The sequence below is a fragment of the Candidatus Methanoperedens sp. genome, assembly GCA_027460525.1.
Taxonomy (GTDB): domain Archaea; phylum Halobacteriota; class Methanosarcinia; order Methanosarcinales; family Methanoperedenaceae; genus Methanoperedens.
Window position 1 is genome coordinate 120880 of record JAPZAS010000015.1, and the last position, 26985, is coordinate 147864.

General features: G+C 43.0%; 30 protein-coding genes. 14 read left to right on the forward strand and 16 right to left on the reverse strand.

The genetic code is table 11. The features are described from left to right. Positions 1 to 19: 19 nt before the first annotated feature. Both O8C68_05140 and O8C68_05145 read right to left on the reverse strand, forming a co-directional pair. Positions 20 to 1069, reverse strand: coding sequence for an ABC transporter permease (locus tag O8C68_05140; GenBank protein MCZ7395187.1), 1050 nt, complete (start codon positions 1067 to 1069; stop codon positions 20 to 22). Beyond that, entirely contained in the window at positions 1062 to 2801 is a 1740-nt protein-coding gene (locus tag O8C68_05145) for an ABC transporter permease (protein MCZ7395188.1), read from the reverse strand. The genes O8C68_05140 and O8C68_05145 overlap by 8 nt, the downstream gene beginning before the upstream one ends. A gap of 37 nt (positions 2802 to 2838) precedes the next feature. Between O8C68_05145 and O8C68_05150 the strand changes: the two genes are divergently transcribed. Continuing rightward, positions 2839 to 3720 carry an ABC transporter ATP-binding protein gene (locus O8C68_05150; GenBank protein ID MCZ7395189.1) on the forward strand — a complete coding sequence of 294 codons (882 nt, stop codon included), beginning with the start codon at positions 2839 to 2841 and terminating at the stop codon, positions 3718 to 3720. A 61-nt stretch (positions 3721 to 3781) separates the two neighbouring features. Here the strand turns inward: O8C68_05150 and O8C68_05155 are convergent, their stop codons facing one another. From O8C68_05155 to O8C68_05170, 4 genes are all read right to left on the reverse strand, one after another. Beyond that, positions 3782 to 5095, reverse strand: coding sequence for a radical SAM protein (locus O8C68_05155; GenBank protein ID MCZ7395190.1), 1314 nt, complete (start codon positions 5093 to 5095; stop codon positions 3782 to 3784). Positions 5096 to 5170: 75 nt separating this feature from the next. Next, positions 5171 to 5401, reverse strand: coding sequence for a hypothetical protein (locus O8C68_05160; GenBank protein ID MCZ7395191.1), 231 nt, complete (start codon positions 5399 to 5401; stop codon positions 5171 to 5173). A 118-nt stretch (positions 5402 to 5519) separates the two neighbouring features. Further along, on the reverse strand, positions 5520 to 6206 hold the full coding sequence (locus O8C68_05165) for a DUF5803 family protein (GenBank protein ID MCZ7395192.1): 687 nt from the start codon (positions 6204 to 6206) through the stop codon (positions 5520 to 5522). After that, entirely contained in the window at positions 6203 to 8671 is a 2469-nt protein-coding gene (locus O8C68_05170; protein MCZ7395193.1) for a bifunctional aconitate hydratase 2/2-methylisocitrate dehydratase, read from the reverse strand. Before O8C68_05170 ends, O8C68_05165 begins: the two co-directional genes overlap by 4 nt. 99 nt (positions 8672 to 8770) lie before the next feature. Here O8C68_05170 and O8C68_05175 point away from each other — a divergent pair, with 99 nt between their 5' ends. After that, positions 8771 to 9958 carry a hypothetical protein gene (locus O8C68_05175; protein ID MCZ7395194.1) on the forward strand — a complete coding sequence of 396 codons (1188 nt, stop codon included), beginning with the start codon at positions 8771 to 8773 and terminating at the stop codon, positions 9956 to 9958. Here O8C68_05175 and pdxT read toward each other — a convergent pair whose 3' ends face one another. Together pdxT and O8C68_05185 are read right to left on the reverse strand one after the other, a co-directional pair. Next, positions 9959 to 10552 carry a pyridoxal 5'-phosphate synthase glutaminase subunit PdxT gene (gene pdxT / locus O8C68_05180; protein MCZ7395195.1) on the reverse strand — a complete coding sequence of 198 codons (594 nt, stop codon included), beginning with the start codon at positions 10550 to 10552 and terminating at the stop codon, positions 9959 to 9961. It abuts the gene before it with no gap. A 69-nt stretch (positions 10553 to 10621) separates the two neighbouring features. Next, positions 10622 to 11170 (reverse strand): rubrerythrin family protein, encoded by a 549-nt coding sequence (locus O8C68_05185; GenBank protein ID MCZ7395196.1) that lies wholly within the window; start codon positions 11168 to 11170, stop codon positions 10622 to 10624. A 238-nt stretch (positions 11171 to 11408) separates the two neighbouring features. Between O8C68_05185 and O8C68_05190 the strand changes: the two genes are divergently transcribed. Together O8C68_05190 and O8C68_05195 are read left to right on the forward strand one after the other, a co-directional pair. Further along, complete coding sequence (locus tag O8C68_05190; GenBank protein ID MCZ7395197.1) at positions 11409 to 12149, forward strand: hypothetical protein; 741 nt, start codon at positions 11409 to 11411, stop codon at positions 12147 to 12149. 4 nt (positions 12150 to 12153) lie between these two features. Then, positions 12154 to 13152 (forward strand): tetratricopeptide repeat protein, encoded by a 999-nt coding sequence (locus O8C68_05195; GenBank protein ID MCZ7395198.1) that lies wholly within the window; start codon positions 12154 to 12156, stop codon positions 13150 to 13152. Between the two features lie 112 nt (positions 13153 to 13264). Here O8C68_05195 and O8C68_05200 read toward each other — a convergent pair whose 3' ends face one another. From O8C68_05200 to O8C68_05215, 4 genes are all read right to left on the reverse strand, one after another. Then, on the reverse strand, positions 13265 to 14365 hold the full coding sequence (locus tag O8C68_05200; protein ID MCZ7395199.1) for a phosphoserine phosphatase: 1101 nt from the start codon (positions 14363 to 14365) through the stop codon (positions 13265 to 13267). Beyond that, a complete protein-coding gene (locus O8C68_05205) occupies positions 14316 to 14975 on the reverse strand; it encodes a hypothetical protein (protein MCZ7395200.1) in 660 nt (219 codons plus the stop codon). Before O8C68_05205 ends, O8C68_05200 begins: the two co-directional genes overlap by 50 nt. A gap of 77 nt (positions 14976 to 15052) precedes the next feature. Then, positions 15053 to 15337 (reverse strand): DUF424 family protein, encoded by a 285-nt coding sequence (locus O8C68_05210; GenBank protein ID MCZ7395201.1) that lies wholly within the window; start codon positions 15335 to 15337, stop codon positions 15053 to 15055. A gap of 8 nt (positions 15338 to 15345) precedes the next feature. Then, the gene (locus tag O8C68_05215) at positions 15346 to 17433 is read right to left on the reverse strand and encodes a minichromosome maintenance protein MCM (protein ID MCZ7395202.1); all 2088 of its coding nucleotides are present in this window, start codon (positions 17431 to 17433) and stop codon (positions 15346 to 15348) included. A 65-nt stretch (positions 17434 to 17498) separates the two neighbouring features. Between O8C68_05215 and O8C68_05220 the strand changes: the two genes are divergently transcribed. Then, positions 17499 to 18092 (forward strand): VOC family protein, encoded by a 594-nt coding sequence (locus O8C68_05220; protein ID MCZ7395203.1) that lies wholly within the window; start codon positions 17499 to 17501, stop codon positions 18090 to 18092. A gap of 120 nt (positions 18093 to 18212) precedes the next feature. Here the strand turns inward: O8C68_05220 and O8C68_05225 are convergent, their stop codons facing one another. Together O8C68_05225 and O8C68_05230 are read right to left on the reverse strand one after the other, a co-directional pair. Further along, positions 18213 to 18422: a hypothetical protein gene (locus O8C68_05225; GenBank protein ID MCZ7395204.1), complete on the reverse strand. Its 210-nt coding sequence runs from the start codon at positions 18420 to 18422 to the stop codon at positions 18213 to 18215. Positions 18423 to 19008: 586 nt separating this feature from the next. Then, complete coding sequence (locus O8C68_05230; GenBank protein MCZ7395205.1) at positions 19009 to 20304, reverse strand: hypothetical protein; 1296 nt, start codon at positions 20302 to 20304, stop codon at positions 19009 to 19011. Positions 20305 to 20797: 493 nt separating this feature from the next. Between O8C68_05230 and cyaB the strand changes: the two genes are divergently transcribed. After that, a complete protein-coding gene (gene cyaB, locus O8C68_05235; GenBank protein MCZ7395206.1) occupies positions 20798 to 21331 on the forward strand; it encodes a class IV adenylate cyclase in 534 nt (177 codons plus the stop codon). A 61-nt stretch (positions 21332 to 21392) separates the two neighbouring features. Continuing rightward, entirely contained in the window at positions 21393 to 24215 is a 2823-nt protein-coding gene (locus tag O8C68_05240) for a DEAD/DEAH box helicase (GenBank protein ID MCZ7395207.1), read from the forward strand. Positions 24216 to 24222: 7 nt separating this feature from the next. Here O8C68_05240 and O8C68_05245 read toward each other — a convergent pair whose 3' ends face one another. After that, positions 24223 to 24573, reverse strand: coding sequence for a type II toxin-antitoxin system PemK/MazF family toxin (locus tag O8C68_05245; GenBank protein MCZ7395208.1), 351 nt, complete (start codon positions 24571 to 24573; stop codon positions 24223 to 24225). Positions 24574 to 24579: 6 nt separating this feature from the next. Then, entirely contained in the window at positions 24580 to 24816 is a 237-nt protein-coding gene (locus O8C68_05250) for a hypothetical protein (GenBank protein ID MCZ7395209.1), read from the reverse strand. Between the two features lie 170 nt (positions 24817 to 24986). Here O8C68_05250 and O8C68_05255 point away from each other — a divergent pair, with 170 nt between their 5' ends. The 7 genes from O8C68_05255 (at position 24987) to O8C68_05285 (ending at position 26853) form a co-directional block, all read left to right on the forward strand. Next, a complete protein-coding gene (locus O8C68_05255; protein MCZ7395210.1) occupies positions 24987 to 25154 on the forward strand; it encodes a hypothetical protein in 168 nt (55 codons plus the stop codon). A gap of 103 nt (positions 25155 to 25257) precedes the next feature. Next, entirely contained in the window at positions 25258 to 25395 is a 138-nt protein-coding gene (locus tag O8C68_05260; protein ID MCZ7395211.1) for a hypothetical protein, read from the forward strand. Positions 25396 to 25495: 100 nt separating this feature from the next. After that, positions 25496 to 25741, forward strand: a complete 246-nt coding sequence (locus O8C68_05265; protein MCZ7395212.1) for a type II toxin-antitoxin system HicB family antitoxin — start codon at positions 25496 to 25498, stop codon at positions 25739 to 25741. After that, positions 25710 to 25940 (forward strand): type II toxin-antitoxin system HicA family toxin, encoded by a 231-nt coding sequence (locus tag O8C68_05270; GenBank protein ID MCZ7395213.1) that lies wholly within the window; start codon positions 25710 to 25712, stop codon positions 25938 to 25940. Before O8C68_05265 ends, O8C68_05270 begins: the two co-directional genes overlap by 32 nt. Before the next feature lie 17 nt (positions 25941 to 25957). Beyond that, positions 25958 to 26080 carry a hypothetical protein gene (locus O8C68_05275; protein ID MCZ7395214.1) on the forward strand — a complete coding sequence of 41 codons (123 nt, stop codon included), beginning with the start codon at positions 25958 to 25960 and terminating at the stop codon, positions 26078 to 26080. Positions 26081 to 26143: 63 nt separating this feature from the next. Next, a complete protein-coding gene (locus O8C68_05280) occupies positions 26144 to 26515 on the forward strand; it encodes a hypothetical protein (protein ID MCZ7395215.1) in 372 nt (123 codons plus the stop codon). Then, positions 26512 to 26853: a metal-dependent hydrolase gene (locus O8C68_05285; protein ID MCZ7395216.1), complete on the forward strand. Its 342-nt coding sequence runs from the start codon at positions 26512 to 26514 to the stop codon at positions 26851 to 26853. Before O8C68_05280 ends, O8C68_05285 begins: the two co-directional genes overlap by 4 nt. The last annotated feature ends 132 nt before the right edge of the window (positions 26854 to 26985 follow it).

Below are 26985 nucleotides of genomic sequence, written 5' to 3' on the forward strand. Positions count from 1 at the left end.
TCAGAACTTTATACTCAGTTCAGGATAATTGAAATCTCCTCGTGTAAATATAGAAAGGAAGCGCCAGAGCTGCATAAGGTGCCACATTCACCAGCGCCTCAATGCCGGCAGCGCCGGATGATAGCCTTGTCACAATATTAAAAGGCGAATCTGCAAAGAGATATCCAAGTAGGAACAGCAGTATAAGGATAAGGGAATACATATACTGGGATATTGCCCTTTCCCTGTACTTGACGGCAACCACGGCTCCTATAAGGACAATGATAACTGCGATTATGCTTATCAATAAAAGGATAATCCCGATATTATAGACGACAACGCCGTTTAAACGCACGAGCATCAGCCATAACAACACCTGCATGGGGACGATGAGCACGGCAGTAAGCATCTTGCCGTTCAGTATTTCCTGAAAGGATACAGGTGAAACCAGCAGTAGTTCCATTGTTTTGCGTTCAAATTCCTCTGTGAACATATCTATGATTAAGCCGCCTGAGATAAAAACCGGCGTGAAAACAAGGAGAGGAATAAGTATCCCGTAAATGAATTCAAAGTATGTGGATGTTTTTTGGGGAAGAGATTCAACATGCAGTCTTACAGGCTCGAAACCTATTCTCGGGCTTCTCACATCCCTTACAAATGTTTCATAATCTTCCAGGGGTTTTTTCAGTTGCAGCGTAACAAGCGTGCCTTTTATGTCAGATTTTGGCAGATAAATTATAACCTGAATAATCTCATTTCCACCGGATTCCTGGGACGGGATTACAACCACCGCATCTATCTTATTCTTGTTGAAATCCGAAAGTGCAGAGTTAATATCCTGGTAATAGTAAGGTTTTACACTGCCTTTTTCAATGAACTGCTTTAGCTCCCCCTCTCCTACGATTCCCACCTTTGCTTTCTGACCATCGTATTTACCGAGAGCCGAGGGGTCAAAAAAAGAAGCAAGACCTATAACCAGAAGCGACGAGAACGAAGCTATCAGCAGCTGTACGATAATCGCAAGTACAAGGGTCTTTTCATGGAGAAGAGAACCCATCTCCTTCTTTGCGATAATCATGGTATTACCCAAAAACAACCCCCCAGACAAGGTAAAGATTATATGCGGAATGAATAACCGTGGCGAGAATCACTGAAATGGGATAGTTCCCCGTTCCTTTTAAACTCAACGAGGCTGTGGTGGTAGAGCTGACGTGTAAGATCAATGGATATATGAGAAGACCGATACCCATCGCAGACCCGAAGACTGAGCCCGTTATATCTGCGATAACCACCAGCAGTAAAAGCTTTTCTCCCAGGAAAAAAGCAGCACCTGACAGAATCCCGAATTTCAGGGCATTACCTGTGGTAACATCGGATAATTTCCTTGAAAAAACCGTATATATTCCCACTGATTTGACTACCTCTTCGATCAGTGCAGCAATCAGGATAAAAACTATTATACCGAAGCGGATTGGAAGATTGAACATCAATACTATCAGCATCAACTGGAGAGAAAATACAAGCGGGAGCAGAACAATACTTAAAAAGAAAATCGGAGCTGGCACGCGGTTTATAAATTCCTGCACAGAATCCAATAGTTTACTCATTATCGGCTTCTGTGTGAAAAGATCCTCTTCCCTGTAAATGAAAATACCGAACATGAAAATCAAAAAGGAGACAAGATAGAACGGGGTGGTTGAAAAGATATATTCGCTTACGGAAACAGGCTCGTTCTCAAGAAGCTTGACCACAAGAGTGATGGGGGAAATGATGCTGATGGCATGAATATTTGCAAACATCGCAGGCAGGAAGATATATCCGGAGAGAAAAACCGAGAGGAAAACAAGCACAAACGTAAGTTCCTTGAAACTGCGCGCTATTATTGCACCCATGAAGGCGGTTGAAAGAAATATTAGAGCAACAGGCAGCAGCATAAGAACTATCCATGCGCTCCCTCCGAGATAAACAGTAATAGCAGCCACCAGTACCAGCGTGATTAAAAGATAGGGGAGTAATTTTCCTGTTACGATCTCGTATGGTTTTGCAGGCGATACAAGCAAAAGCTCCCCTTTTCGCTTCACTCTTTCTTCCATTATACTTGATGAGAAAAACTGCGCTATAAAATATATAGGAAAGATAAAAAGGAAACTCAGGACAACGGCTTTAAACGGAATTGGAGGATTGAAATGCGATGGTGTTGCAAGCTCCTGCTCTTTTATGGTAGAAACACTATTTATTTCAACCAGTTCTTTTTTGGATGGCACCCGTGCTTCTTCGGATGGCTGTGAAACCGGTGTTTCTGCTGCTGGCGTCGAACCCGCTGTTTTCCCCACTTCAGGCAGTTTTTGTATGGACTGGGGCTGGAATACCTGCTCTCTATCGATATTTTTCACGGTTATCCATACCGGAAACGTATCGTTCAGATCATTATATTTCAAAAGCCTTGCCTCGTCGTATCTTTTAATGGCTTTATCCAGCGCATCGAGGGCTGAAATGGATTTTTCAGAATTGTGATGGATGACTTTATCCCCTATTATCAGGATGTCAAAACCGCCCTGTTCAAAAAGATATCGTGCCTCAGGCTCGTTTGCACTGTAAACCTGGAATTTATCGTCTGTCTGCAGGATTGGAGCCAGAGCTGGGTCTGTGACGACCACCTTGTAGATATTATCGTTTATGTGAAGACCGGATTGGGATACAGAAAAAGAAACAGCCCCGATTAAAATTAAAAGTATGAATGAAAGAAGGAGGGTCTTTTTACTGAAGCTTAATCGTGTCCTTCTGAATTCCCATCTCGAGATGGTCAATAAATCCCTTATCATTATGTTTATTATACTCAGTAACCAAATAAGTATTTCTATGAGTGAAATTGCAGTCGTTGGGCTGAGAAAAGAATATGATGGCTCTATTGCTGTCGATTCCCTCAGTTTTGAAATTAATAAAGGCGAGATTTTCGGCATTGTGGGACCGAACGGCGCAGGCAAGACCACGACTCTGAAAATGTTAAGCGGATTGATTGCTCCTACGAAGGGAAGTATAAAAATCCAGGGAATGGATATAAAAAAGGATGCACAGAGGATAAAACAGAAACTCGGTTTCCTGCCTGAGGAAAGCCCGCTGTATGAAGGCATGACAGCTCACGATTACCTTATGTTTTTCGCACAAATTTACAAGGTTGAAAAGAAAACAGCATCCATGCGGATTGGCGATATCCTCAGCGCGCTTCGCCTCGATGCTTCAGGTAAAAAGATTGGAGAGATGTCAAAAGGGATGCAGCGCAAGGTTGTCATTGCGCGGGCGTTGATAAACGACCCGGAATACCTCATACTGGATGAAATGACATCAGGTCTTGACCCCACAACTTCAAAATATCTTGTGGATTTTGTGTCAGAACTTAAAAAACAGGGGAAAACCATCGTGTTCAGCGCGCATAACCTCTACCAGGTCGAAAGCCTGTGCGACAGCGTGCTGATAATGAACAGGGGAAAGGAAATAGCGATCGGCACCATGCCGCAGATAAAGAAAATGTGCGGGGGTATTGTTTACACAATCGAGTTCAGTGTCGAAGCTGCGATTGATTTTGAGGCTGTGAAAAATAACGGGAATTTTATCGCACGCACAGACAGCATAGACGAGTTTAACAGGATTACAGGCTGGGTGGCGAAGCATAATGGAAGGATAATTGATATTAAGACAACAGAAACATCGCTTGAGGAGATATTCCTCAAGTTGATGGATTAACTAATGCCAGAATTCTTTGAGTTCATTTATGGAATTCCCTCATCATGCAAAGTATTATTGGTTAATTATTGTTTGTAAGATTGATCTCCTTAAATTTACTAATTAGGTTATAAAAAGATAGTTCTTTGTTAAATTCACAAAAATAATCTTTAACCGGAAAATCATTATTTAGCCAAAACCCATTAGCCATACAGCCCCCTGCACAAATATAGCGTATATCACATTCCTTACAACCATCTATCTTATCAACTGTAAGTGTTCTGAATCTTTCTATGGTTCCCGAAGAATGGTATATATTTTCTAACGAATCATTTTTTATGTTTCCGCAGTGAAAATCCTGGTGATGCAACATTTGGCAGGGGAATACATCTCCATTGGGGGAAATACTCAGAATAGATGTTCCGGCGCCGCACATCTGGTTTTTTGTTCCGAATTCAGGAATATTTTTAGCAAAGAGAGCTTCCGAACCTTCGGGCAAACTAACTAAATGTTCAAGAAATTCATGTGGTGAGAACGCCAAATGAGACATTTCTTTCCCTTTTCCAATTTGGAGCATGGGGGTAAATTGAAAATCAATTTCCGGGAAATATTTTTTTATGTTTGAGATATCATTAAAATTCTTCTTTGTAATAGTAGCCGCCAACTTAATTTTTACATCATATTTACACAACATTGCTATAGCACGCTTTATGGTTTTGAAATGTCCCCTTTTTCCTCTCAACCAGTCGTTTACTTCTTCATTGGTAGAATCCAAACTAATCTGGATTTTGTCGAATATTTCGGCATATAACGAGGCATTGTTTTCATTGATAAGCAAACCATTTGTTTGCAGCACGTTTTCAATATTATTTTTTTTAGCAAAATTTGCAATTTCAATCAACTCCGGAAACAAAGTCGGTTCACCGCCTGTATAAACGATTTCAGGATTAGCGACTGCAATATTTCTGAAAGATAGGATAGCGTTATTTATCAAATTCTTATCTAATGTACTGTACCCGTCAATTCTATTGGAAGCATTCAAATCACGAAAACAATATAAACAATTGGAGTTGCATTTATTTGTTAATGCCAGATACATTGTTGATAATGATGTTGTTTTAGGAAGCTCGATACATTTGGTGGGGTAATTCAATGCAATTTCTTCAATAAATTTAATGCATGCTCCTCGTAGAGATTCTGCGACATGGCCATTTATTTTGTTAAGCAATTTATCAACAGTTGACTCCCCATCTAACAGTTTAAACGCCAGGAACTGTTCTTTAGATAATTTAAACCAAAAATTTACTTCAGGATTAATGATAAAATAATCACTATTGTTTTTATATACATTGAAAGAAGAATATCGTGGTAATATTAAATTTCCATTAAGTTTCATAGCTTTCAATCTCTCACCAAATAGAAATGCTCGGCAGAAAGCTAAAGTATCTCTCGGCCGAACTCTAACCATCTTTTATTCAACAACTTTTTTATGGCCGCCGCCTCCACCGCCGCCACAACTATCCGTATAACTACACTTGCATTGACACTCGAAAATCGGTTTCATTCCCGGTTCTTCACGCAAGTCTAACACAAAACCTTTCAGCGGTTTTCCCGATTCTTTCTCAAAATCTTTAATTATCCTTTGAGACTCAGCATCGATCTTTTCAACCCGCTTAAGATTGATTAAAGCCTTTTTTCCCACGACTCTCACCTCCCTTTTATTAAATAATATCTGCCATTACTATGTTATATCTACATTTAGTATATAATAATTTCGGACGTACTGTTTGCTTTGTGTAATCCAAAAAAAAATCTCGAATCTATTTTCTGATGTTCTTCTCCATCATAGCCCGTTTTTTCTTTAATGCGGAGAGGCTCATGTAATAATATCCCAGAACCAAAATTGCGAATATAAATAGCGAAAAAAAGAAATAAAACAATAGTGCGGGGGCATTTTTATCGAGGTATTTAACCCTGATACCTGTCTCAGGATAAGGGTTATTCCAGATAATCACTTCCCTTCCCGAGCTATCAAGAGTGATATTATCGGGTTTTGGCTCTGCGATGCCTATGAAGGAACGTTCAGTGTAATTTGCAGGCAGAACCACCCTTACAGTTCCATTTTTTGTCAGAAGGTACGTAAAATCCTGGCTACCTGGTTGACTGAATGCCACGAACCCGGAAAAAAGTGAACTGAAGTTAAAACGCGCAAAATTTCTCCCCAAAATAAGCTCTTCTGAAACATTGAAACTGACGTTATTGCCCGAATAATCCACGGCTACAGGATCCACGAAACTCATCTCATCACTGCTCTCTATAAAAAATCCATCCGATGTTGTGTTTACAACACTATCGACAACCTGCACGGATGATAAATTAAGGTAAATGATGGTGGTATTGATAAGACCTGGAAGTTCATACTCAGCGGGATTCCCTTTATTTATTTCGGGAGCAATGCATCCTGCTGCAAGAACCGAAAGTAAAACCAGGAGCAGATAAGATTTCACCGCTCCTCCACGAGTTCAAAATACTCCGCAAGTGCAGGAATCCTTCCCAGCATTGCGGTAATTGCAGCCAGTTCTGCCGATCCCAGGTAAACCTTTGCATTTTTACCCATGCGGTTATCGAAATTGCGCGTGGATGTGGAGAATACCACGGCATTATCAGCCACCCTTGCCTGGTTACCCATGCACAGGCTGCATCCCGGAATTTCCATCCTTGCTCCGAGTTCCTTGAATCTGGAATATCCTCCGGTATCCTTCAGGCTCTTTTCAACCAGCCTGGTAGGAGGGGCAATCCACAGTTTTGGCAATATCCTGCCCGCCTTGCCCAGTATCCCGGCAGCCCTCTGGAAATGCTCAAAACCTATCATGCACGAACCCATGAATACCTCATCGATTTTTTCTCCGGCAACCTGGGAAAGCGGCCTTATGTAATCCGGATCATTTGGGCAGGAAAGCAGCGGCTCGGTTATCTCTGAAAGGTCTATTTCCAGCACATCGGCATATTCAGCATCGGCATCTGCCTGAAGCAGGGAGGGGTTTGCCAGCCATTCCTCCATAGCCTCGATGCGCCTCTCCAGAGCGGCTGATGCGTAACCCTCGTCCAGTAACGATTTTAAAATGGATATGTTATTTCGAAGATACTGCATCACCTGCTGCTTTGAAAGCGCTATAACCGCAGCCTCGGCAGAGCGCTCTGCACTGGAGTCTGTAAGTTCAAAAGCCTGCTCCACAGTAATGTCGGGAAGACCATCCATTTCTATTATCCTTCCGTTGAAGATGTTCTTTTTATCCTTCTTTTCAAGGGTGAGCTTGCCGTTCTTCAGGGCAAAATAAGGGATGGCATTGACAACATCACGCAAAAAAATGCCTTTCCTGAGTTTGCCCTTAAACCTGACGAGCATGCTTTGCGGCATATCAAGCGGCATAACGCCAAGAGAAGCGGCAAAAGCCACGAGTCCGCTTCCCGCAGGGAATGAAATCCCGATGGGGAACCGGGTGTGGCTGTCCCCGCCTGTGCCCACCGTATCGGGCAGGAGCATCCTGTTCAGCCATGAATGGATTATGCCGTCACCGGGCTTGAGCACAACGCCTCCCCTTTCCCTGAAAAACTGAGCAAGCTCTCTGTGCATTTTCCTGTCCTTGGGCGTTGGATAGGCTGCCGTATGGCAGAAGGACTGCATCACCAGAGGCGCCTGGAATTCGATGCAGGCTAATTCTTTTATCTCTTCAGCCGTCATGGGACCAGTTGTATCCTGTGAACCCACTGTTGTGATTCTTGGAAGGCATGCCTGCCCCGGTCTAACGCCCCGTAAACCACAGGCTCTACCCACAATCTTCTGGGCAAGGGTGTAACCCTTTTTTGAAGCTTCAGGCTCCTTTGGCTTGATAAATACATTATATTTCTTTCCCAGCGCTTCCTGTGCTTTTCGCGTGAGCTCCTTTCCGATTATGAGGAGAAGCCTTCCTCCTGCCCTGTATTCATCAGGAAGCGTTTCTGGTTCGGGATTGAACGCCGTTACCTCATTCCCGTCCCTGTCAAGAATCCTTCCGCCTTCGAAATCTATGGTTACAACCATGCCGGTTTCCAGTTGCGATACATTGCATCTAATAGGAAAAGCGCCGCTGTCCCTTGCCGTATTGAAGAAAATGGGTGCAATCTGGCTTCCAAGAATAACCCCGCCCCTGCGTTTGTTCGGGACACCCGGGATATCCTCGCCTATCCACCACAGCAGCGAGTTCATGGCGGATTTCCTGCTGCTGCCAGTTCCTACAACATCTGCGGCGAATGCAACCTGATACCCTTTCTTTTTCAACTCTACAATGTCGTTAATTGCAGTCGGATAGCGGGATTCCAGCATGGATAAGGCATGGAGCGGGATATCGGCGCGGCTTCCTGCACGGGATGCAGGTGAAAGGTCATCCGTATTGACCTCGCCCGGGATTTTGAACACCGCAACTTTCTGCGTTTTCGGAAGTTCCCGGGACCGCAAGAACCACTCTGCTTTTGCCCAGCTTTCCAGAACCTTCGAAGCATAATGGTTTGTGCGTGCAAGCTTCTCGATCCTGTCAAAGAAACCAAATATCAGGATGGTATCCGAGAGGGCAGAAGCAGCATCAGAAGCAAGCGTTTTATCATCGAGCAATTCGATGAGAGTTTCGATGTTGTAGCCGCCTTTCATCATTCCAAGAAGCGCTACCGCATCATGCGGGGATATTATTCTTGATTTTTTTTCGCGAAGCGCAATGCTGCGAAGGAGCTTTGCCTTTTCGAGCGCTGCATGATCAACACCCGGAGGGATATGCTCTTTCAGGAGTTTCAGGATGAGTTCCTCTCTCCCCTCAGGCGGATTGAGAGCCAGTTCGGACAGGGCTTTTACCTGTTCGGCATTCAGAGGGAGAGGAGGGATTCCCTGTCTTTGCCTCTCTGTGATGTGTTTTTGATAGGATTCAATGATTTCAGGAATCATCGAGGTCTTAAGGTTGGTTGTATCTATTAATTTAACGATGGAACGCCATAAACAACAAGATATATCTACACAAATACTCTATTAAACAGGCGAGGATTCATGAGAAAGCTAACACAATTTATTGTTTCAATATTTTTAATTACTTTTTTGATCAACACAACCTATGGGTTTCCGGTAATGGTAAATAACAATTCAAATGCTCAACCTGGAAACATCACGCAATTTGGTCAAGCTAACAGAGTTTTGTTAAACACCACGCAATCGGACCAGGATATTAGATTACTGCAGCATCTCATCGAGGTGGACGCAGTCCAATTCCAATCAGAAAACAAATCGTATGTACGAGAAACCCTGATATTTAAAAATGCGGGAACACAGAATTTCTCCGGTTCTTTAAGAACATGGGTTCCTGATGGGGCTGAGATTATTAAAAGGAATGATACGGGAGAAATAGCAAAAAACGAAATGACCACAGGAACTACAACAGATTACCTGCCTATCATACAAAATGGAAATGTTGTTAGCTGGCACGATGATATTGAAACAAATAGTCTTGCTTCTTTTTATATTATCGAATATCTGGTGACGGCAAAACCCGAAGTAACACTAAATAAGACCCTTGCATATACAAAGATGTTGACATATCCAACCCTAATTAATTACCAATATGTGCCAAGCCAGGATATGCCTCCTCTTGTACTTATAATTACAAAACCAAATGGCAGTTCAGTTAATTTGACGGATGAAAATGGAAATGATATCAGTCCATCAGACGTAACCGAACAAGGCAACACGGTTACAAACCGGTTTTATGAACCTCGATTTAAAGAGCTCAATATCGAGATCTCAAAACAATCGATAACTCAAGTGGTCTCAAAACCGGTGATAACTCCAGCCCAGCTTGCAGGTTATGTGATTATCGGGCTTCTCATATTACTTGCACTTTCATATCCTGTCATAAGGAAGAGGAGTGAAAAGCTCCAGGCACTCGAAGGAAAAATAAAAAGTTCATTAAAGCGGGAAAAGGCGCAAGAGAGCGAAGAAGAGGCTGCTTTGGAAACAGTTGAGAAGACCATTGAAGGCGAGGCAGTTGAGGAAGATACCGGACTTGAAGGAAAAACCAGAGACGAACTTCTGAGCCTCAAAAACGAAATCCTCTCGAAGCTTGGCGAACTGGACAAGGATTATGAATCAGGAAACCTCCTGGATGAGGAATACGAGGAGCTTCGCAAACCATATCAGGAGAAAATTCAAAGGATAACCGGAAGGATAAAACGATCCGGATAATTATCCTATCATCTTCAAAAAATAATGGTGTATTCGCACATCATCGGTCAATTCAGGATGAAATGCCAGAGCAAGCATGTTTTTCTGTCCTGCCGCAACTATGGAACCGTTGTATGTTGAAAGGATTTCCACATCCCTTCCCAATTGCGTGATGCACGGCGCCCTTATGAACACAGCATTAAAAGGCCTGGCGAGACCTTTAAAGTCCACATGAGCTTCAAACGATTCTCTCTGCCGCCCGAAGGCGTTCCTGTTCACACGAATATCCATCAGTGAGAGTAAAGGCTGCCCTGCCTTCTCTACCTGTTTGTCACCGTGTTTTGCAAGCAATACAAGCCCAGCGCATGTTCCCATTATGGGAATACCTGCATGAGCAGCGCTTTTTATTTCAGAGGAGATGCCTTCGCGCTCCAAAAGCCTGCCGAGGGTGGTGCTCTCACCGCCGGGAAGGATTAAAGCATCGCACGCCGGGACTATTCCTTTATGTTTTATCTTTATGACCTCTGCTTCACGTTTTGCCTCTTTCAATGCCCTTATCATGGCATTAACGTGTTCTTCGACATTTCCCTGGATTGCGATGACTCCGATTCGCATGTATCCAGAGTTACTGGATAAGAATATAAATTATTGCCCAAGAAGGGGCCAGAAGGGGCGTATGGTCACCTATTTAAATGCAGTAAATTTGTCTTTAGACGCACTGCACAGGGGACATTTATCGGGCGCTTCTCCTTCCAGGGTATATCCGCAAACTTCGCAAACCTGGATCGGACCGAGTTTGGCATCCTTTCCTGAATTAACCGAGCCTGATGCCTTTTCATAAAGCAGCTTATGCATTTTTTCAGTGCCATACGCCCATTCAAAACTTTTTTGTGCGCCTTTTTCTCCCTGGAATTTTGCCACTTCCATGTACACAGGATACATTTCCTCGATTTCAAATGTCTCGCCGGCGATGGCGAGTTTAAGGTTTTTCCTGGAATCGCCCGGACCAAAAGCCGCCATGCTGTTCGCGACAAATCCCCCGTCCAGGTGTTTTAACTCCTGATAATGGTCTCCTGCATGTATATATTCAGCATGGGCGATTGCGCGAAATAAGCGTGCCACATTATTGAATTTTTCTTTCTCAGCCTGGTTTGCAAAATGTAAATACCTCATATGTGCCTGGCTTTCTCCTCCAAATGCATTGATAAGATGCTGTTCTGTCATTTTCTTCATTTAAAAACCTCCCTTCAATAAACTCTATTATCTGTATTAATACTTAACCTCGCTCAGTGGTCTTTCATCAATCCATTTTGGTGGTTTTGATATATACCGTTGGCGCATCAGGTAAACTGTCCCGAAGGGCTGTTCGCGCGAGTAGGCGCACATTCGCTTTGCGCGCTCCATTTAGGCGCGGGGGGCAATCCTCTTTCTGGTTAACCTATATTATTTATAATAGAAGATTCTAAAAGAATTGAATATTCTGTTTACAGTTGGATTATATGGAGGAAATACGGAAAGTGGAAAGTTAATACCAAATTTAGAAGATGCAAGTTTAACCCAAGAAGAAATTCAACTCTTGAAGAAAATTAATTTGACTCGAGAGGAAGTTCCCCTTCTAATGAAAATAATTCAAAAGGGTGAGAGGACAATCCAATTTCCAAAAATATTTATTAATCAATTTGCAATTTTCATTTTATTAGGTTTTTTAATAACTATTCTTTTGTTTGTATCAAATATAATTGCGAAAACTTTTTCTTCAATGTTTGGAGTGGCTTTTTTTATAACGTCAATAATAATATTTAGAATAGTTGCGGTCATATGGAAAACTGATTTATTGTTTCAATCATATCAGATTTTTTCAAGTACAATAGCAGCATTTAGCGCGATTATTTTCTTTCATGATTCTATCAGTTATGGTTTAGATGCGACGTTACTTTTTTTAGTAGGGATAACTGGCATTAATTTTACTATAATTTATTGGACTGATGAAGTTTGTAAAAAATTGAAAATTGTTTTGAATAAAAGAGTTTTCGATAAAAAATCTATCTTATTAGCAATTTCATTGCCAATAGGATTTATTATCATTTACACATACAAATCAGATATTATTTTGCTTTTTGATAGCCATCCTTGGTTGGCAACTGTTATCATGGTGGCGTTTTCGATATTTGTAACATTCATGATTACAACAAGAAAAAATAAAAAAGGATAATTAAATGAGACTCAAAAAAATTTCATTAATCAGTCTTGGTATAATCTTTATTAGTACCTCATTTTATATTTCGACATTAATTTATACAAGCAATATTTCTGGATATTCACATTTTATTTCTGATTTCGAAAATATTAATTATAAGATTCATGAATTTCCTGATTATTCGTACCTTGAATTCCCTAATTTTACATTTACTACTACTGGTGAGAACTCTACAATTTTACTTACTAATGATTTAAAGTCTAAGATAAATACCAATATAGGTTTATTAAAAAATAATGAATTTTTACTCGTTGCATTTTCAAAAAAACCGATGGAAAATGGGCTTTATGCAATAGATAAAGTAACATTTTATCAGTCGCAGAGCATTAAAGGGACATCAACAGGCTTATATGAAATAACAAATTTTGTAAAAGTCGATCAAACTTTTCTCACAAATCAGGAAATCTATAAAGTTATATCAATTCTTTTTTTCATAATTGGTTTTTCTATAATGAGTCTATACATCTTATCAGATAATTTAAATTCAGAAGGTTTTTCATCACTAGATAAAGGCAAATTTGACGAAGCTATCATTTCATGTACGAAAGCACTGGAGATTGACCCTGAAAATGAAGAGGTGTATATCAATTTAGGTAGAATATTTCTGAATCTACGAGAATTTGACAAAGCAAAAAAATACTATGATAAAGCGATAGAATTATTTCCCGAATCTCATACAGCTTGGGCTGAAAACGGATGGTTTTATTATCAAATTAATGATTTTGATAATGCAATAAAATATTATAAAAAAGCAATTGAGTTAAATCCAGAATTGGATTGGGCATATTTTGATATGGCATGCGCATTTTCAATGAATAAAGATGTTGATAATGCAGTTGATTCTTTAAAAAAAGCTATAAATTTATCTACGTATTATATATTTAGAGCAAGACATGATAAAGAATTAGATAATATTAGGAATAATCCAGAATTTATTAGTTTAATCAGGTTGCAATAATGAATATTTCTCTACGGCAAAATGATTCTAATTGATTGATCCCATTAGTATTGTCTCTCAGGATAACTACCAACACGAATTGAAACGGTCACTCCCCACCGGTCTTGCAGGTCTAAAGCTTAATGTCCTCGTTCTCCACCAGAATCCTGAACTCCTCAAGGCTGATGCGCCCGCTTTTCTTGAATCTCTCCTTGGCTTCCTCTCGTTTCCCTTCGTTCTTCTGCTCCTCTTTTGCTAACTGGATCTCCTTCATCTGCTCAAGATATATCCCAAGTTCATCCCTCAGTTTCGGGACTTCAGCCTTGATAGCTGCTATCTTCTTCCGCAGCGGCGCAATGCCTTTATATTTTTCAGATAACATGGAATGATAGGAGTCGGCTTCCTTCCGGAGCGGGTCTATTTCATGATAAAAGGCAATCAGTTCCTCATGGTATTTCTGGGATTCCTGCGCAAGGGTTTGAATCTGCGCATGCAAAGAATCCATATCCGTGTATATCACTTTGGCTTTGTTATACTCCACTGAAATCTCGCTGTGGATCTCGTTAGCCTTCTTTGTGGCTTCAAGCCTCTGGTTCAACTCGTTTAAACGGTTAAAAATGTTTATTTCATGCTCAAGTGGCAGGTCGGCTGTCAGAAAGAGGTTAAGCTCCTCTTCGTACGCTTTCCCGAGGGTTTCAAGCCTTCCGCGGGCTGTTTGATTCAGCTCGTCGCGGGTTTTCTTAAGTTCGCCGAGTTTTCCGCTAAATTCCTTCCCCTTGCTCCTGAGCTCGTCCCTCACGGCTTTCAATTCTGCAATCTTTGAATTGACTTCATCACGCTTTTTTCGAAGCTCCGATGCTTTTTGGGACATTTCCTTGATCTTCGCATTCAGACCATCGCGCTTGGCTTTTAATTCCCTGCCGCCTGTATTATGGAGCGAGATTTCCCGGAATATGCTTTTCAATTCCCTCTCGTTCTGCTCTATCCGCTGCCGCAGAAGGTTGATTTTTTCCTTTAATTCCCGCTCTGAAAGCTTGGGATATACCCTGACCTCCTCGACCTTGATATCCTGCGCCTGTTCAATGACCGGTTCGGCGGGAGTCTCAATAGGAGCCTCTACAGGAGCCTCATCTGGAGTCGCAACATGAACTTCCTCGGCAGCCTGTACCTGCATATTCTCGGATTCAACCAACGTTAATCCCACCTTTTTGTTTTTCCCAGTAGGCAAGAGCATTGTTATGGCTTTCAATCCTTCGTTTTAACCAGTTATGCCTGCCCTCAATATCACCCTTTTGCTTATCATAATCCCTGGCAGAACTGGTATCCTGCTTCGGTTTATTCTGAATGGATATCAGTTCTTTATGGGAAGCGTTGGCTTCATTTAATTTATCTTCAACCCCTTTGCATGTAACAGTCATTCCTGCTCTTTTGGCTGCAGATTCGAAATTATAAAGTAGTTTTTTTATCTCCGCTATCGTTCTTTCTTCATCCTCGATATTTTTTGAACTTTGAAGCCTTTTCTCAAACTCTTCTATCCTGCTGCCCAGCCGTGTTATATCCGCAACGCCGGCATTCTTAGCAGCTCGCATCTTTCCAAGTACATCGCTGAATATCTCTTCCCTTTGTTTTTTCGCCTGGTGGAAAAGGAAATAATATTTCTCATTCAAGACTTCGATTCTGGTTTCTGTGGCTTCTACCTCTTTTTTAATCGTATCAGCCTGCTGTTTAACAGCACTTAGCTTACTTTCAAGCTCTGAAAACTCAGAATTAAATGCCTCAAGAAACCGATTATGCTTATCAATAACCATTTCGATCAATCTATTGCTTTCAATCATTTCTGTCATAAAGGGTTACACCCCTTTATGATGTATAGGGGTATGGCGCATACCCCCTTCTTTTGATAAACCTTCCTTAAAGGTTTTCATAGCTTCACCATCTGGGCATGGGGGATGCCTTCGATAAATATAATAGTATCAGGGTCGATGCAGCCGCATTCAACCGCGCAGGCTATTGATTTTTCACCTGCGATGTTTGCGATTGTTGCACAGGAGAGAGCTTCTCTTACTTCCTCTTCCCAAACATCTTCACCTTTATAGAAACCTTCATCCAGCCGAAGTACAAGCTTGCCTTCCCTGAACTTTTTTCCGACAATATTCTTATCGCAGACTGCCACGATGAGCTGTCCATCCGTGTCGTATTTTTTCATATACATGTTCAAACAACCTTGTAGCGATCATTGCTGCTCGGTTCAATTATTTCTCCAACCTGTTTTAATTTTTGTATCATGTCTTCAACAGTATCTTTCTTGATGCCTGATTCTTCTGCCTTTGATATAATCTCTTCCAGGGGTACTGCACTCTTATATTCTTCCTGAAGCTCCCTGATAATCTCTTTCAATATCTTAACCTTATCGCGCTGGCTCTTACCCATCCCCACATTGATGATATCTGAATCCAGTTTCCCCGTCTCAGGGTCTGTCATGACCTGTTTCAGGCTTGCCATAACGATTCGGATGACCCTTGTAGTATCCTCAGTGGTTATGATACTGCTCAAACGAACGCGTGCGCTGGCTTCAGCAAGACGGACAAGGGCTTCGAGCTGGCGGGCGGTCACAGGCACCGGGGAATTGGGGTCTTCTCCCTGTTTTCGCAGGCCGAGATAGAAGTCTATCAACTGCTTTCTTGCATCGTCCTGGATGATGGGAAAGATATTCCTCTTTGTATAAGCGATGTATTTCCGCAGCATCTCCGAATCTATGACCGGCTGGATGACCTCCATGGCTATATTTATTTCTTCCTGGCTTATGCCGGAATTAATGATACTGTCCTTTCTCAAAGCAAGCTCGCCTGCATAATGGGCTTTCAGGATATGTTCTGCAATTGCAGTATCCCTGCTTACCTGAGGTTCATCCGTGAGGATGAAAATCAAATCAAACCGCGACAGAAGGGAAGGAGGCATATTGATCTGCTTTGCTATAGGTTCGTACATGTCAAACCTTCCGAACTTTGGATTTGCAGCCCCGAGGAGAGCACATCGTGATTTCAATGTTGCCATGATGCCTGCTTTTGCAATGCTTATGGTCTGCTGCTCCATAGCCTCGTGCATGGAACTGCGGTCGTCGGGGTCCATCTTATCAAGTTCGTCCACGCAGGCAAGACCCATATCTGCTAATACAAGCGCTCCGGCTTCAAGCGTCCATCTCCCTTCTCCGAACTCGTCCTTGACCGCTGTCGCTGTGAGACCTGCCGAGGTCGAGCTTTTACCGCTTGTGTATATGCCGCGCGGCGCAAGCTTCACGGCATAGCGCAGCAGTTGCGATTTTGCCACACCCGGGTCGCCCACAAGAAGGACATGTATATCGCCGCGTATGCGGGCACCGTCTGGCAGGTTTTTCGGAAGGCCTGAAAAAAGCTGAAGCGCCATGGCTTCCTTGACTTCCTCATAGCCATAAATCGAAGGGGCTATCGAATATATTATCTTGTCGTAAACCTTGGAGTCTTTTCCAAGGGCAATAATTTTCTCGATATCCTCATTTGATAACTCGATCTCCTCAAACTCCTTGTCCTCTATCTCGATTGATATTCCATCAAGCACAAGATCGAAGTATGTACTTTTCCCATGCGGGGTACTTCTCTGGTATGAGCGCAATATCCCGGAGACTACAACGCGGTCTCCAGGCGATACGATTCCTGCAAGGTCATCGTCAACATCCACATCCAGCGTCTGGGGCTGCTCTCCCCCGCGGAGTTCGTCGGGTGATTCCTGCACCCGAAGCTTCTGTGCATCAATAAATTCTGATTCTTCGTGTACGAGTTTAAATGGACCTTTTCTCCCGCAAGCCTCGCTTTCACATTCAAAAGGCTCAACGAATTTACCTTCAGCCTGCGGCACTGACGTGACGTTCCCGCATCTCTGGCATTTGAAAGCGGCAGTGATTATCTTGGGCCTTACCTCTGTGGCTTTCCTGATAAGACCTGATACTGCTATGAACTGGTTGATGTTTTCGCTTCGGAGTTCCCTTATCTGGATGCGTTCAGGAAGCTTGATAATCCGGACATGGGTGTTGGTAAATATGACATCAGCAGGCAGGTCAATTGCATTGAGCGCCTCGTTTGCATGTTTTACTACAGGGTCGGGATGCTCAAGTAACTCCCGTGCCAGCTCCATATCGTACCTCTCAAGGTCAGGAAACTGGATAAACAGGGTGCGTTTTTCCGGGTAATCCTTGGCAAGCTCAAGTATGTTCTCCCAGTAATAACGCTTGAAGAAATCTTCCCATACCTGATTCGATGATTGTGCCATTTGGAACTATTAAAGCCCGAAAGGTACATCAAGGTTTCGAGCCAAATTATACTTGAGGTTAGATTATGTCAATTAAGATAAATTTCAATGGCGTAAACCATCTTGCAATGGCAACCGGAGATATGGATAGGACAATACGTTTCTGGAGGGATTTGCTTGGCATGAGGCTCGTGGCAGGGCTTGGGCAGCCGGGCTACAGGCATTACTTTTTTGAGATATCGCCGAGTGACCTGATAGCGTTTTTTGAGTGGGAAGGGGTTGAACCCATGATAAAAAAGGAACACGGCAGACCTGTCAGCGGAAGGTTCGGTTTTGACCATGTTTCTTTTGGCGTTGAGGAGGAAGAAGACCTCTGGAACCTGAAAGCAAAACTTGAAGCCGCAGGATTCCCGGTATCGGAAGTGATAGACCATGGTTTTATCCATTCCATTTACGCCTACGACCCGAATAATATCCCAATAGAATTCAGCCATAACGTGAGCGGGATTGATGTCAGGAGGGAACCGAGAATGGGGGATATCAAGCCCACAAAAGCCGCACTTGAGGGTTCGGAGCCGCTGGATAAATGGCCGGAAGTCAAACGCATTACCCCGCTTGGGGACAGGATTGTCTATCGTGGTGTGGGAAGCGAGCTTTTCCACGGGTATGAAAAGAGGTGAAAATCGGGTTCAGGCAAACTCCGCAGCTCTTCAGCTAACTAAAATTATATGCATCTTTTTTTTCAGAAGCATGTATGTTATCTAAGAAGAATAGCAGAGTGTCAGGACAAATTAAAAAGATTATTCTTCTGGAGTTTCTTCTTCCGGAGTTGCCAGTGAAGCCAAATATTCCTCATATGTTTCATTTGGTCTTCTTGTAAATACAATCGTTGTATCTTTATGTTCTTTCTTTCCAGAACCAGAACTTCTTGAAATCCATCCACTTTTCTGTTTCTTCTTTTCTCCGCTTAATTTCTGGTGTTTTGAAGATGTTTGGTTTTTGTCGCTCATAATTTACTTTCTATAACATGTTTGGTTTGTGAAGCTATAAAGAATATCCTGGATATTACGAGACCGTTACAATATGTGTTGGTAAATTGAAATGACCTTGAATGAATGTTTTGGTGGGGCAGGCGCACATTCGCTTTTGCGTGCTCCATTTAGGGCGGGGGGGCGCAATCCTAATGATTTGTGAGTGATGCAACGGCGATAAGTTGCCCTTAGGCGGAGCGTGTTTTGATGGATGTTATCGCAATGAATCCCAGGCAATCGTTTTAGTTGAGCAACTTAAAACACCTATTGTGAACGGAAAAAAGCGACGCTGCGCAGTTCGCAGGGTCGCCCAACCTCCCCACGCTTCGGGGCGCTCACGTCTTGGCTCATATACAATAACTGACCGTCAAGATGGGGAGATGGATATTTTACCTCAAAAAAGCCTTCGGCAAAATCCATAGTTTTTAATATTTATTATGAAGTATATAATTAGATATCTAATAAGCAGAACGATTAATAAAAAAATAAAATTTGACAGGTATCAAACCTGTCAAACTGGTCTCAAAATTAGAGAGAACACTTTGAACTCTTATTGGTGCTTCCTCTATCGACTTGAGAAAAATTGACCAGTATATACCGTCCCGGTAGTACCCGCCGCCCAATTGTAGAATCCAGGTGCACTACTCTGATAGCCTCCACTGACCGATGAATAGAAACCGCTGGCTGTATTATAGATGCCTCCACTGACCGAGGAAAAGTCACCGCTGGCGTTATTACCTCCGCCTCCACTGACCGATGAATAGAAACTGCTGGCTGTATTATAGATGCCTCCACTGACCGAGGAAAAGTCACCGCTGGCGTTATTACTTCCGCCTCCACTGACCAATGAATAGACACCGCTGGCTGTATTAGAGTGGCCTGCACTGACCGATGCATAGTCACCGCTGGCTGTATTAGTATAGCCTCCACTGACAGATGATAGATAACCGCTGGCGTTATTACCTCCGCCTCCACTGACAGATGATAGATAACCGCTGGCGTTATTACCTCCGCCTCCACTGACCGATGCAACGAGGCCGCTGGCTGTATTTTGGACGCCTCCACTGACCGATGCCAAGGGACCTGAAATATTATTATACCCACCAGCAACGAGACCACCATAACTCAAGTAATTATTATATTTGCCTAAAATCAGATTATTGGAGCCTGTTCTACTATCACCAATTCCCCGAAGTTCGTTGTAGCCGATAATAAGGTTGCCAAGACCATTGACTGCACCGTCGGTACTGCCGCTTCCACTTTCTATATGGAGATTGGCGCCTCTAATATGTATATCATTTCCGGTACGTGTGACCCCTTGAAACGTTGATTGGAGCGTGGTTACATTCGCTTGAAGAGTAGTTACCTGTCCTTGGAGTGCAGTTATATCCCCTTGTCCTTGGAGTGCAGTTACTTGCCCTTGGAGCGTGGTTACATTCGCTTGAAGAGTAGTTACCTGTCCTTGGAGTGCAGTTACTTGCCCTTGGAGCGTGGTTACATTATTTTGAAGAGTAGTCACTTGCCCTTCGAGCGCAGTTTCTTGTCCTTGGAGCGTGGTTACATTATTTTGAAGAGTGGTTACTTGCCCTTCGAGCGTAGTTTCTTGTCCTTGGAGCGTGGTTACATTATTTTGAAGAGTGGTTACTTGCCCTTGAAGCGTAGTTACCTGCGTTTGAAGTGCATTGACTGTGTTGTTATCATAGAAACCTATAACAACGTCACTTTTTGAACACGGCTTTATTGGTGACGCTCCGCCATTAATATTATATAACGTGCCATCATGGACTTTAAGGCATCCGGTAAACTGTCCAGGGTCTGCCAAAGCTGGAGTTGATACCAGAATAGCAAGCAACATTGGCATCAACAAACGCAAACTTCGTCTCTTTATTCTATTCTTCTTTCCATTTAAATTTTCCATATGTTTTCCTCCTTTCTTCGAATATTTACTTTTCAGCAAGGCTCACCTACGGCTTGCCCTGTATCATTTCGCTCTTCAGCACTCAATTGATGCACTCACCACACCACCATGATGGCAAATCCCCCGTGCATCTCGGATTTTAAAGCGTGGTTTTACTACTTATCCATGACACAAATACTTTGATGCCCTCTTTTTTGATTGACAACATAACTGCCAAAATACCCAAGGAACGAAAGTATAAAAACTTTTTGAAATAATTCAAAAGATATGGTATATAGCGTAATAATAAATTGCAGTTTGATAAGGATAGCATAAACATAACTTCAATCGACCGTATTTATGGTAATATATTGCACATTGACATAACTACCAACACAAATTGAAACCGTCTCAAAAAATAAACGATTTTATATATCGTCACGACAAACAAACACCAATGATAGAAATAGAAGTAAAGGCACGCGTTGATGACGCAAGAAAGATGGAAAGGGCAATCATATCAATGGGGGCTACGCCTATCGGGATACAGGACCAGGCAGATACATATTATAATGCGCCGCATCGCAATTTTGAGATGACTGATGAGGCATTGAGGATAAGGGTAGAGGATGGGGATGCCTTTCTGACATACAAGGGCCCGAAAATGGACACCGTATCCAAAACAAGACAGGAATTCCAGATTGTGATAAAAGACACCGAAACCATGGGGAACATATTGTCATCGCTCGGATTTATCCCGGTTGCAACTGTAACAAAAAGAAGAAAAAATTACAGGCTCGGGGATTTTTTTATCTCCCTTGATGAAGTACATGACCTCGGGAGTTTTATTGAGGTTGAGATTCCTGTAAAAAATTCCAGGAATTATGAGGAAAAGGTCGAGAGTATTTTAAAAATCATTGAAAAATTGGGCATCGACAGGACAGCCACAATCCGCAAATCATACCTTGAAATGCTGCTTGAGAAAAAATAAAGCCAAGAATCGTTCGCCAATAGTAGAATAATATATATACTGCGATTATCTTTTCATGCCCATGAACGTGTTCAGCCTGCTAAATCCCGGAATCCAGGATGCTTTAGCCAAGCAGGGATTTATTGCTCCCACCGAGCCGCAGATAAAGGGAATCCCGGCGGTGCTCGCAAAGGAACATGTGCTGCTTATAGCGCCCACAGGCTCGGGTAAAACAGAATCTGCCGTTCTTCCGGTATTTGACAGCATCATGCAAAAAAAGGAAGAGGAAAGACGCGGGATATCTGTCCTGTATATCACGCCTCTTCGCGCCCTGAATCGCGATATGCTCTCGCGCCTTGAATGGTGGGGAAAAGAACTGGGTATAAAAGTGGCAGTCAGGCACGGGGACACCACCTCTTACGAGCGGCAAAAACAGTCGCGCAAGCCCCCGGATTTTCTTGTCACAACGCCTGAGACGCTTCAGGTGATGCTCACAGGGAAGAGGCTCAGGAATAACCTCAAGACCGTTACGCATGTGATTGTTGATGAAGTGCACGAGCTTGCTTCTTCAAAGAGGGGCGCGCAGTTATCCATCGCCCTTGAACGACTGGTTGAAGTATGCGGCGAGTTCCAGAGGCTCGGTCTTTCTGCAACTGTGGGGAAACCCGATGATATAGCGCGTTTCCTTGCAGGAACGAACAGGAATGCAAGGGTGATTGAAGTGTCCCTTATAAAAAAACTGGATTTCAATGTGGTATGTCCAAAACCTGCATCAGCGGATTTTGAGTCTTCAAAAAAACTGATGTGCACTCCAGAGATAGCCTCGCATCTCCTTGTAATATCCGATATTGTGGCACAGCACAAATCCACCCTGATTTTCGTAAATACAAGAGAAGCGGCTGAAATGCTGGGTTCAAGGTTCAGGATGCTGGGAATCCCTATCGGCGTACATCACGGTTCACTTTCACGGGAAACAAGAATCGAGGCGGAAAATAATTTTAAAGGAGGTGTTCTTTCAGGACTTATCTGCACCTCTTCGATGGAACTTGGGATAGACATCGGCGACGTGGAGCATGTAGTCCAGTACATGTCCCCTCGCGAGGTTACACGCCTTATACAGAGGGTGGGGCGCGGCGGGCATCGGATAGGGGAGAGGTCAAGCGGGACAATAATCACTATAAGTGCGGACGATGCGGCTGAATCCTCAGCAATCACACGGAGGGCAAAAGCAGGGAAGATTGAAACTATCGATATCCATGAGAACAGCACCGATACGCTTGCAAACCAGATCTGCGGGATGGCGCTTGATTTTAGCGAGATTTCAACTCCTGCCATATATTCGATAGTCAAAAGGGCTCACCCCTATCGTAATCTTAAAATCGAGATGCTGCGCGAGGTTATCAAGCAGTTAAACGATACCAGGCTTATACGCTTTGAGAATGATACGGTCAACAGGAAGAGGAGGACATGGCAGTATTTTTACGAAAACCTCTCCATGATCCCGGATGAGAAACGATTTGAGATATTCGATATAGTGAGCGGGCGGACAGTGGGAGCGCTTGACGAGGCGTTCGTTGTGGATTTTGCAGAAGCCGGCGCAGTTTTCATTGCAAAAGGCGAGATGTGGCGCATCATCGAGATAATAACAGAGAAAAGCAGGATAAAGGTGGAGCCGATAAGCGACCCGGGAGCGGATATCCCCAACTGGGTGGGCGAAGAGATACCCGTGCCTTACGAGGTGGCGCAGGAAGTAGGGAGCATAAGGAAGCGTATCCTGGAAAAAATTATACATGGTGAGAAACCAGAAAAAATAACCGGGGATTTCAGAAACGAATATCCTGCAGATAGCGAAGCTGCACATGAGATTCTGGAGTTAATCCAGAAGCAGGTCAAGGCAGGTCTTACCGTGCCGACTAATGATACAGCGGTTATCGAACAGGACGGGAAGACAATCGTGCTCAACATCTGCGGCGGACATAAGGTGAATGAGACCCTGGGAAGAACGCTGACCTCACTGCTTGCAGCACGATTCGGTGCAAGCGTGGCAATGGAGATTGATCCGTACAGGATTAAGCTTGAGCTCCCAAGGATGCTGAATGCCGAGAAGATAAAAGAGCTGCTCCTGACTACAAGCCCTGACCACATCGAACCGATTATCGAGATGACCTTGAAGAATACCACGCTGCTCAAATGGAAGATGGTTCATGTGGCGCGGAAATTCGGCGCGCTGAGCAGGGATGTGGATTACGGGCGCATAAGCATGAAGAAACTGCTTGATGTGTTCGAGCACACGCCCATGTATGATGAAGCCGTGCGGGAGATATTCCACGACAAGCTCGATATAGCACGCGCTAGGGAGGCTCTTGGCGCGCTCCAGAGCGGGAGCATGAAGCTGGTTGTCCAGCCCACAAGCCCGATAGGCGAGGCGGGTTTCATGGGCGGCAGGGAGCTAATGGCGCCCGAGAGGGCGGACAGCTCAATTATCATGGCGCTCAAGAGCAGGATAATGAACGACCATGTTATCCTTTTCTGCCTGAACTGCAAGAAATGGAAAGCCAAAAGGGTTGTCAACAACGTCCCCCAGGTTCCGGAATGTCCATTGTGCAGCAGCAGGCTGATCGCGGCACTCAAGCCCTGGGAGGAGGAGGAGATTAAGATTGTTAGGAAGCCTGATAGGGAAAAGACAGAGGAGGAGAGAAAAAGGACGGCGCGGGTTTATCGGAATGCCAACCTTGTGCTCTCACAGGGGAAGACTGCGGCGATTGCGCTTGCTTCGAGGGGGATTGGGCCTGAGACTGCTTCGAGGGTTATTCGGAAGTTGAGGGAGGATGAAGAGGAGTTTTACAGGGATATTCTGATTGCCGAGAGGAATTATGCGAAGACGAAGAGGTTCTGGGATGTGTAGGGGGTTATTATCTGGTAATTCCCAATTGAAAACTCAGTGCATCAATTATTTCCTGCTGTAAATCAAAATCTTCGATTATACCCAATTCTTTTATCAGACGTTTTTTATCAAGAGTCCTTATTTGATAGCAAAGAACAATAGATTCCTTCTCAAGTCTTCCCGTATTGGCAGGCATTAAGACCTCATTCGGGTAAATCCTCCTTTCTGGCTTTCTTGATGTTATCGGAAGAACATTCACTACCGGTAGAATCTGGTTTATTTCTTCCTCACTTATTACCAGAACTGGACGAGTCTTTCCCTGTTCAGAGCCAACCACTGGGTCAAGATTGGCTAAGAATATATGCCACTTATACTGCATCTTCGTTTAATATCCTTCTAAATCGACAGAATTGAAGTCATCAGATATTTCTTTCATATCTTCGAGAAAGAGTTTATCTTTAGTAGCATTTTTTAATTCTCTAATTTTTTGTTTGAAACTATCCTGCCTGTTTTTCATAATTAAAATCACTTCTATTGTTTCATTTTCAGGAATATCCTTTGGAACCTTTATCCTTATCTCATGGTCTTTAGGTATTCTAACAATTTGTTTGACTGCTTCCAAAACCACATTCCTCCATTATTTTTCATTTGCGTAACCATTTCGTGTCCGAAATCAAGTCATCTTTGCATATTGCAGCACGCTTTATACTATAATCTCTTTTCATTATATATGAAACTTAACAAAAAAATACTGATGATAGAACTGCCTGACTTTACCGTAATGCGAATGTCGTGCTCTCGCAGGGGAAGACTGCGGCGATTGCGCTTGCTTCGAGGGGGATTGGGCCTGAGACTGCGTCGAGGGTTATAAGGAAGATGAGGGAAGATGAGGAGGAGTTTTACAGGGATATTCTGATTGCCGAGAGGAATTATGCGAAGACGAAGAGGTTCTGGGAGTAAGTGATTTATGGACGGTGGTCATGAAGTGTTATCATGGAGCTTATAAAATTTAAGAAGAAGTTTAAAAAATCATATTTCGGAGCTTTTCCTGGACTAAAGGAATTTGACAGGCACGAGGGAGATGACGACCGTACTGACGATCCATCGTTTCCGCGACTGCAAAAAACGAAGCTGCAAGGCTCATGACAGGCGACCCCCGCATTTTAAATGCGTGAAGGATGTCGTATATCTGGGGAAGTGAGAGTTGTAAGTAAAGTATAATACTTATGGTACACTTTTGGAGGACTGCCTGTGCATATTGAAATGCAAATCTATTTAACGAATCGGAACGATACATTTCAGTGAGTTATATGGATTTTACAGCAATCATCAGAAAAGGTGATAAGCAGTTTGCGGCTCTGTGCCCGGAAGTAGATGTTGTAAGCCAAGGTTATACGATTGAAGAGGCGCTTAAAAATCTCAAAGAAGCTGTAGAGGTCTATATTGAGGAGATGGGCTTTCCTGAAGAGATAGCGCCTGAAGATACCGTCATAGCTCATTTTGAGGTGCTGTCCCATGGGGAAGCTGCCCGTCCTGTCAGGGCGTGAAGTTATCAAGGCTCTTAAAAAAATTGGCTTTGAACCTGCAAGGCAGAAAGGCTGCCATATTGTTCTCGTCAGAGTGGTTTCGGATTCCAAGCGGGCTGTTGTTGTTCCAAACCATAAGGAAATCGACCCGGGAACGCTGCTTGAGATTATCAGGCAGGCGGGTTTGAAGAGGGATGAGTTCGTGAAATTGCTGAAGTAATTGAGACTGCCTTGCGTGTGATTGGGAAGCTGAGGGAGGATGAGGAGGAGTTTTACTGGAATATGCTGATTGTTGAGAGGAATTATGCGAGGACGAATAGGTTCTGGGAGTGGGGTTTGAGGATTGTTATTAACAATTAGAGAATTAAAACTTACGATATATTTATCAACTATAGAATTAATGATTTAGACAGAGGGATAAGTATGGTCGAAGAAATTGTTAAGAAAACTGTAAGTGAAACTTCAAGATTGTCTGGTCTGGGAATAGAAAAATATCTAATACCGAATGAAATAGCTACCTATGCAACAAACGGCAGCTTGTATGTGGGTGGTGAAGCGGGCTTAAAAGGGTATGTAACAAGCAACCGAGTTATGTTTTATACAAGCAAAGGACTTATTTTCAAATCAGATCGTTTGCATGAAATTCCACTCGACCAAATAAAATCTTTTAGAATTGTTGAGGAAGGTATGATTTTCAAAACAATGTACCTTAAACTAAATGAGCTTACTATTAAAGGAGATAGGTCTGATATTTTAGACTTGTATCGAGCGATACAGGTTGCAAAACAAAAATGAATAGACAACAACATTTGACTATAGGTGTTATCGCCTTTCTGGCGTACACTTATCTTATTTATTTAGCGATCAAAATTTCTTCGGATGCAATCGTATATGCGCTTATATCTGCTGTTCTAGGTTCTATTATCCCTGATATTTTAGAAGCTCCTACAAGTTGGATGCACAGAGGTTTAGGTCATAGCAAAAGAGCTTTAAAATTAACGGGAAAGATATTGGTCATAACAGCTTTAGTTGGTTTACTTTTTTCTATATTTTATATTATTTCTAGTTTTTTCCTCGGCTATGTATTTCATCTCTTGGCTGATGCTACAACCGAAGTAGGGCTTCCAGATTAATTCAAATACCACAAGTTCTGCGCCGCCCCCATCTCATCCCGCAGCCCCCGCCGCAGGGAAGGCGCGCCGCCCATGCGCTCTCAAAGGACGGCGCCGATTCATAGCAACCTTAATAAGTACATATACGCAAAA

Bases quoted from the DNA above. Each gene is read 5' to 3' on its own strand.
- O8C68_05245 (MCZ7395208.1), bottom strand. From the start codon at position 24,573: ATGCAGTATAAGTGGCATATATTCTTAGCCAATCTTGACCCAGTGGTT.
- O8C68_05285 (MCZ7395216.1), top strand. From the start codon at position 26,512: ATGAATAGACAACAACATTTGACTATAGGTGTTATCGCCTTTCTGGCG.
- O8C68_05145 (MCZ7395188.1), bottom strand. From the start codon at position 2,801: ATGATAAGGGATTTATTGACCATCTCGAGATGGGAATTCAGAAGGACA.
- O8C68_05155 (MCZ7395190.1), bottom strand. From the start codon at position 5,095: ATGAAACTTAATGGAAATTTAATATTACCACGATATTCTTCTTTCAAT.
- O8C68_05200 (MCZ7395199.1), bottom strand. From the start codon at position 14,365: ATGCTCTTGCCTACTGGGAAAAACAAAAAGGTGGGATTAACGTTGGTT.
- O8C68_05195 (MCZ7395198.1), top strand. From the start codon at position 12,154: ATGAGACTCAAAAAAATTTCATTAATCAGTCTTGGTATAATCTTTATT.
- O8C68_05225 (MCZ7395204.1), bottom strand. From the start codon at position 18,422: ATGAGCGACAAAAACCAAACATCTTCAAAACACCAGAAATTAAGCGGA.
- O8C68_05210 (MCZ7395201.1), bottom strand. From the start codon at position 15,337: ATGAAAAAATACGACACGGATGGACAGCTCATCGTGGCAGTCTGCGAT.
- O8C68_05150 (MCZ7395189.1), top strand. From the start codon at position 2,839: ATGAGTGAAATTGCAGTCGTTGGGCTGAGAAAAGAATATGATGGCTCT.
- O8C68_05205 (MCZ7395200.1), bottom strand. From the start codon at position 14,975: ATGACAGAAATGATTGAAAGCAATAGATTGATCGAAATGGTTATTGAT.
- O8C68_05240 (MCZ7395207.1), top strand. From the start codon at position 21,393: ATGAACGTGTTCAGCCTGCTAAATCCCGGAATCCAGGATGCTTTAGCC.
- O8C68_05230 (MCZ7395205.1), bottom strand. From the start codon at position 20,304: ATGCCAATGTTGCTTGCTATTCTGGTATCAACTCCAGCTTTGGCAGAC.
- O8C68_05280 (MCZ7395215.1), top strand. From the start codon at position 26,144: ATGGTCGAAGAAATTGTTAAGAAAACTGTAAGTGAAACTTCAAGATTG.
- O8C68_05270 (MCZ7395213.1), top strand. From the start codon at position 25,710: ATGGGGAAGCTGCCCGTCCTGTCAGGGCGTGAAGTTATCAAGGCTCTT.
- O8C68_05220 (MCZ7395203.1), top strand. From the start codon at position 17,499: ATGTCAATTAAGATAAATTTCAATGGCGTAAACCATCTTGCAATGGCA.
- O8C68_05170 (MCZ7395193.1), bottom strand. From the start codon at position 8,671: ATGATTCCTGAAATCATTGAATCCTATCAAAAACACATCACAGAGAGG.
- O8C68_05175 (MCZ7395194.1), top strand. From the start codon at position 8,771: ATGAGAAAGCTAACACAATTTATTGTTTCAATATTTTTAATTACTTTT.
- pdxT (MCZ7395195.1), bottom strand. From the start codon at position 10,552: ATGCGAATCGGAGTCATCGCAATCCAGGGAAATGTCGAAGAACACGTT.
- cyaB (MCZ7395206.1), top strand. From the start codon at position 20,798: ATGATAGAAATAGAAGTAAAGGCACGCGTTGATGACGCAAGAAAGATG.
- O8C68_05215 (MCZ7395202.1), bottom strand. From the start codon at position 17,433: ATGGCACAATCATCGAATCAGGTATGGGAAGATTTCTTCAAGCGTTAT.
- O8C68_05185 (MCZ7395196.1), bottom strand. From the start codon at position 11,170: ATGAAGAAAATGACAGAACAGCATCTTATCAATGCATTTGGAGGAGAA.